We start from the raw sequence: 6,354 nt of genomic DNA, 5'->3' as shown, positions 1-6,354 counted from the left end.
CGGCCTTGGCGCGCACGATGGCGGCGGAGTCATTGGCGGTGACGGCGCGGGCCTCGATGGCGGCGGCGGCACCGGCACCGTCGAGGCGGTCCATGTTGGCTTCGGTGGCGTGGCCGGCGTTGGCGCCACGGATCACGGCTGCACCGGTGTCTTCGGTGTCGACTTCATCCCAACTCAGCATGAAATACTCCTTCCTGGTCTGTTCTGACGGTGTGTGAGGCCGTCCAGAAAACTTGATAATTGCCGGCATCGCACACTATGTAGTGGTCGGCTGCGTGTGTGGGCACACTATATGGTGTGTAGGGAAGCTGGTCAACGCACAAGATGTGCGGTCTTCGGTCGCTGCCCGGCGCAAGATCAGCTATAACGCCTGGGTTTATTGGCCCTGCTCGGAATCTCAAAGGAATGAAAAATCTACTGATCCGCCCAGCCACCCAGGACGACGCCGAGAGCATCTTCCAGGTGCATAAAAACTCCGTCGAAAACCTGTGCACCGCCGACTATGGTGCCGAACAGATCGCCATGTGGCTTGATGGCCGCTCCCCTGAGACTTACCGCCCGGCCATCGCCGCCGGCAACCTGTGGCTGGCCTGCAGCGATGTGCTCCAGGGCTTCGTGGAGATCGAGGGTCTGGAAGTCAGCAAGTTGTTTATTCGTGGCGAGGCGGCCGGGCAGGGGGTGGGTAAGCGCCTGTTGGCCGAGGCTTTGCAGCAGATCGCCGCAGCCGGGCATACCAGCGCCTACCTGGAAGCGACCCTGACCGCCGAAAAATTCTACGCCGCGTGCGGTTTTCGCAAGATTGGCGAAGGCACCTTCAGCCGTGGCAACAGCCCGGTGTCTATCGAGATCATCAAGATGGCGCGCATTCTGTAGTGAGGGGCGCGCTGCATTTGGTAATACCTTGTGGTTTGCTCTCGGATTTGTCTGTCAGGGTGGCATTGCGTCTGGTGCTAGGTTTTATCACTCCAGGAGCCCTTCACATAAAAGGATATTGAATGAACAAAACCTGTTAGCTGGAGTGATTATGCACGTATCGTCCCTGCCCAATACCTTGTCGTTTATTAGACAAAATCAGTCCGCTCAAACCGCCCCTCCAACTTCCCATGAAGAACGTCGAGAACCATCACCGGGGCAACTGACGACGCAGAACGATGTGCCAGACAAGCGCCGCCTGCGTAGGGGAGTACCGGTGGCAGCTGTTCGCGAGACGGGCAGCGCAGATGATTTTTTTTCAAAAGTAGAAAGTGTCAAACAAAGCCAGGGCCGAGAGGCCTATATGCGAGGGTATAACTCACCGGGGTCCGTGCCGCTGCCGGCTGGTTATTCGGATTTGATGAGTAGTTCCGAGTTTTATAAAATGGCATTGCAGCCCGGGGTGACCGATGAGCAATTAGGCATGCTCAAGCACTTGGCCGAAAAGCGCACTATTATCAAAACACAAGAAAGGGTGATGGAGTTTTCGAACGTAGTTTCGGGTAAAGAAACTAAGTTGACACCCATGCCGCAAAGTTATTATCTGGCAATGATTAACCAATCGAGCGACGGAGAGTGTGCGGGCATATCGCACCTGCTGTCCTTGGCGACAAGGGAGGGCAAGGCTGATATTTTCCTGGGCAATATTTACCAGGCGCTGGCTTCTCCTGATACGCCTGAATCTCAAGCATTCTTTGCTGCAATTGCCAGGGCCCAGAAGTACGCCGGGTATGCCGACAAGGCTCATGATCCGGCCACTGACAGGCTCGGGTCTTACAAGTCAATCGTAGCGCAGCTCCTCAAAGCCCCAGCCCCGACGACGTTGATTATTTCCGCCAGTGGGCATCGTCTATCGGCAGGAGTGACGGCGGGAGCGGACGGTAAACGGACCTATTATTACGCCGACCCCAATATTGGTTTGGTCAGGTTTTCTTCTGCCAAGGCATTTGAAAGCGGAATGAAAAAAATCTTTACCGATCCAGATCTGAAAAAGTTAATTAGGCCATACAACAACGATCTGGATAATCCTAAATACAGGTTCAGCGTATTTAATCCAGAGCATGTCTCGGGGATTAGACCGACGTCCATGCGGATGCAACTGGCATATAATGCGCCCTTGGCCGATCTTGATACGATAAAAGTAGTTGATAGTGCGCACCTGCCTTCCTCGGCTGATTTTAGAAAACATGCAAGGCCTGTTGCGGGTATGGAAGCTGCGGTTTATCAAAATGTTCTGGAAAGCGTGGACAACATACATGCCAAGAAAGGTATGGCCCAGTATCACGCCACCTTCGATTCATTGAAAACCGTTCAGGGCTTTATAAAACAGTACCCCGGTTCCCCGTACATTGGCAGCATGCAGGGGCTTGAGCAAAAGTTGCTGCGCACCTTAGCCCAAGCAACCCCACCTCCCGGTTATCCGTACATCGACAAAGAGATGCAGCGCGATCGCCAGTTGTTTGCCACACACCAGGGGGCGGCGCCTCTTGCCAGGATGGCGACACCCACTGTCATCAACAATACGGGGGAAGTGCAGCGCCTTCAGGCCCTCGATGACAGCCAGCCGCCGATCCGTATCGGCACCCTGGATATCAGTCGCGTCGATCTTTACAAAATGGGCATCCATATCCACGGCAAGCCGATAGATGCCCAGCCTGCAGGTGACCCGAATGGCAAGCTGTTGGCCAATAACCTGCAAATTGATTTTGCGCGTTTCAAGGCATGGTCTGGTTCCGGTGATGTCCGGTTCAGTGACCAGGCAACCAAGCTGTTCTTTGAAATTGCGATTCATCGTGATCCGTCCGCTGGACCGCTGATCCCCAGTACCGAAGTGTCGAAGGTGCCTGACAACTTCGAAAAGCAGATGCAGCAAGTGCACAAGATTTCGGCTCAGATTCAAGAGATGGTTCGTACTAAACAAGCGATGCCTGCGAATTTCTTTGATGCAGGTGGGGTGGACAAGTTTGGAAAAACGCGGGCTGCGGGCTTGGGTTTCCAGGCATTCAGTACATTCCAGGGGCTGCGCAGCGCGATAGAGTCTTTTCACAATGGAGACGTGACCCAAGGCAGTATCAGTTTAGGTGCAGTGGCTGCCCAGTACGGGGGCGACGCGATTGGGGCTTCGCTCAACAAGTTGGGGCAAAGTGTCATTCATAAGGCTGCGCCTTCGATCATGGGATTTAAAGCGTCGAGTGTTGGGCAACTGATTGGCAAAGTCGGCACCGGGGCGGGTGCAGCGGTCAGCGTGCCGTTTGATATCTACAGTGCTGTCGATTCCTTTAAAAAGGCCAGTAAGAGCAGCGGTGCTCAAGCCCAGGACCATTATGTTGACGGTGCTTTCGCGGTGGCCAACGCCGCGACCTCGGTAACGTTGGGCGCCGCATTCATGATGGGGGCGGCGTCGGCTGGGCCGGTGGGCCTGGTCGTGGCCGGGACGCTCATGATGAGCCAGATGATTTACCACTCCGTGCGCAGCGTGGAAGACCTGGATAAGGTCACGCCGCTTTCGGGCGAACAAAAGGCCGTCACCGGTGTGAGGGCGTTCCTGGGTCTGGAGCCTGGATTCGATGTGCTCAAGCCTTACCTGCAGACCCAATACACCCACGAAATCGATGAGCAACGCCAAGCTTGCTATAAAGCGTTCCTGAGCGGTGATGCAAAGAACACCTTCGAGCGGGTGGTCTACGGCTCGTCGCAGGTTGAGGTCAAGCAAGTGGACGGCAAAGTCCCACTGACGCCAAGAGTCTGGTTTTCGCCGGTCACCTGGCTGCTGAATCTGATTCCAGTAACCGGCAGGGTCCCGTCGGTGGCGGTTCGTGATGGCACTGACCGGGTAGGCGTGGATGAAAGCTATTCATCATTTAACGGCAAACCGGTCAAACAGGTTGAAGGCGAGTTGGGTGATGGAAAAGCCACGTTATGGGACCTGGGTGGTGGTGATGATTATGTAAGAGGGGTGGAAAACAAACCCAACGTCTTCTTGCTAGGTACCGGCAAGAAAGTGGTCAGTGGCGGGCGCGCTGATGACACGGTGGTCATGAATGCCGATGCACGCCAGACACTGGAGCGGGCGCGGGAGGTCGAGAAAACGGGAAACAAAGATTTCAGTCCCCGGCAAATATCCCTGGAGGGTGGCGAGGGACGTAACACCCTGGTTTTTTCTGGAGAATTAAGTTCTCCACGCGACGATGTTGGAAAGAAAGAAAGTGTCAGCTACGTAGGGCATGTCATTAATCTGAAAGACCATACCGTCTCGGTAAAAACTGAAAAATCCAACACCGAGGGGGTGAAAAAAATCGCCAGTGTGCAGAACTTTTCCAATGTCACCACGGTGAAGAACGGCGAAAGTTATGTTCAAGGTGATGATCAGAATAATTTGCTGACCCTCAATGGCCGCGAGGACATTGCCCGCACAGGCAAGGGGGCCGATGTCGTGGTGATCAATGGGGGGGCCAGGGTGGTCGCTGAAGGCGGCAGCAATACGTACATCATCAATAAGGGGGCAGGCAGTGTTCACATAGAAGACCTGCAGGGCAGTACCGTTCAACTGGACTACACCGACGCCCAAATCTCGGACTGGCAGGTGACGCCCGCGGGGGATCTGAAGGTGACCTTGGACGGCGGCACTGCCGAGCAACGCCGGTCCGTCGAGTTCAAGGGGGCCTTTTCCAATGACCCGAAAGACCAAGGCAAGTCACGGCCAGTATTCATCACCAGCGATGGGGTGATGATGAGTGTCATTGACCCGCGCAAGCCGGGATCATCCACAGGCACGCCACAGATCCAGCGCCTGAAGGTTGCGGCGGGCTGACCTCAGTGGCCTGTCAGCTCCTCCAGCAATTGTCGCTTGTGCTGTTGCAGCACCGCTGAAGCACGATCCCGTGGGTGGGGCAGGTCGACACGGATCTCGTGCTTGATCCGCCCCGGATGGGCGTCCATCACAATCACCCGGTCGCCCAGGTACAGTGCTTCTTCGATGTCATGGGTGACCATCAGCACCGTGCAGCGCTGCTGCACCCAGATGCGCTGCAGTTCCCGTTGCAGGTGCACGCGGGTCAGGGCGTCGAGGGCGCCGAGCGGTTCGTCCAGCAGCAGGACCTTGGGCTTGTTGATCAGCGCCCGGGCAATCGCGGCGCGTTGCGCCATGCCGCCGGACAACTGATGGGGGTACGCATTCTCGAAACCGCTGAGGTTGACCAGGGCGATGTGCTCGGCCACCTGGCGGTTTTTCTCGGCCTGGGGCAGGTCATGGTTTTTCAGGGCCAGGGCGATGTTCTGGCTGACGGTCATCCACGGGAACAACCGGTGGTCCTGGAACACGATGCCGCGCTCCAGGCTGGTGGCGGCGATGCGTTTGCCATCGAGCAGGATATCGCCCTCGTACTCGGCCTCCAGGCCGACAATCAGGCGCAGCAAGGTGGATTTGCCGCAGCCACTGGCGCCGACGATGCTGACGAACTCGCCGGGTTGCACGTCGAGGTGAATATTATGCAGCACCGGCAACGAGCGGCCTTCGATCCGGTAGGCCTTGTTCAGGCCGCGAATCTGCAAGGCGCCGGTTTGCAGGTGCTGGTGTAAGGCGTGGTGAGCGATTGCATTCATGTCAGGGCCTTTCAACGAAGGTGGCGCCAGCGCAGCAGGTGGCGCACGAGGCGGTTAAACAACAGGGTCATGAGGTAGCCGAGCAGGCCGATGCACAACACGCAGAGCACGATGACTTCCATGCGCGAGCCGGCCTCGGCATTCATCATCAAGTTGCCCAGGCCCGCTGCGGAAGACAGGAATAACTCGCTGCCAATCGTCGTGACCCAGGCAAAGGCCAAGGCGTGCAAAACGCCGGTCGCGATACTCGGCAGCGCGGCCGGCAGCAGCACCTGGGTGAAGCGCTGCACGGGGCTCAGCACCAGCACCAGGCCCACTTCGCGGTAACGCTGCTCGACATGGGTAAAGCCCTGCCAGGTGTTCAGCACCATCGGGTAAAACGCGGCCAGGCTGACGATCAGCACCTTGGAGAACTCGCCATTGCCGAACCACATGGCGATGAGCGGGATCCAGCCAAGCATCGGCACCTGGCGAATGCTATGGAACAGCGGCCCGATCAAGCGGTTGGCCACGCTGGACAACGCCATCAGCACCCCCAACGCCACGCCGAACACAATGCCCAGGGCCAGGCCGCTGCTGGTGCGCGCCAGGCTCGCCAGCAGGTTGACCAGCAACTCGCCGTTGCCGAGCATATCCAGCAAGGCCGTGCCAATCGCCGACAGCGGCACGAACGCATAGGCACCGGCCGCGCCCTGGCGCGAGGCGTATTCCCAGGCAAGGACCAGCAGCAGCGGGAGCAACAGCCCGCGGGACTTTTTCAACAGGTTCGTCATAGAGGGC

General features: G+C 57.3%; 4 protein-coding genes and 1 pseudogene. 2 read left to right on the top strand and 3 right to left on the bottom strand.

Annotated elements, in window-relative coordinates:
• Positions 1 to 181, bottom strand: a pseudogene (locus HBO11_RS08810) (ribonucleotide-diphosphate reductase subunit beta); the annotation flags it as partial.
• Between the two features lie 224 nt (positions 182 to 405).
• Here HBO11_RS08810 and HBO11_RS08805 point away from each other — a divergent pair.
• Positions 406 to 873, top strand: a complete 468-nt coding sequence (locus HBO11_RS08805) for a GNAT family N-acetyltransferase (protein WP_169955301.1) — start codon at positions 406 to 408, stop codon at positions 871 to 873.
• A 151-nt stretch (positions 874 to 1,024) separates the two neighbouring features.
• Positions 1,025 to 4,783 carry a hypothetical protein gene (locus HBO11_RS08800; RefSeq protein ID WP_169955300.1) on the top strand — a complete coding sequence of 1,253 codons (3,759 nt, stop codon included), beginning with the start codon at positions 1,025 to 1,027 and terminating at the stop codon, positions 4,781 to 4,783.
• A gap of 2 nt (positions 4,784 to 4,785) precedes the next feature.
• Here the strand turns inward: HBO11_RS08800 and HBO11_RS08795 are convergent, their stop codons facing one another.
• Entirely contained in the window at positions 4,786 to 5,574 is a 789-nt protein-coding gene (locus HBO11_RS08795; RefSeq protein WP_169955299.1) for an ABC transporter ATP-binding protein, read from the bottom strand.
• 11 nt (positions 5,575 to 5,585) lie between these two features.
• Positions 5,586 to 6,347: an ABC transporter permease gene (locus HBO11_RS08790; RefSeq protein ID WP_169955298.1), complete on the bottom strand. Its 762-nt coding sequence runs from the start codon at positions 6,345 to 6,347 to the stop codon at positions 5,586 to 5,588.
• Positions 6,348 to 6,354: the final 7 nt, after the last annotated feature.

This window comes from Pseudomonas sp. WS 5010, from assembly GCF_012985565.1.
Classification (GTDB): domain Bacteria; phylum Pseudomonadota; class Gammaproteobacteria; order Pseudomonadales; family Pseudomonadaceae; genus Aquipseudomonas.
This window is presented reverse-complemented; position numbering and strand designations above follow the sequence as displayed.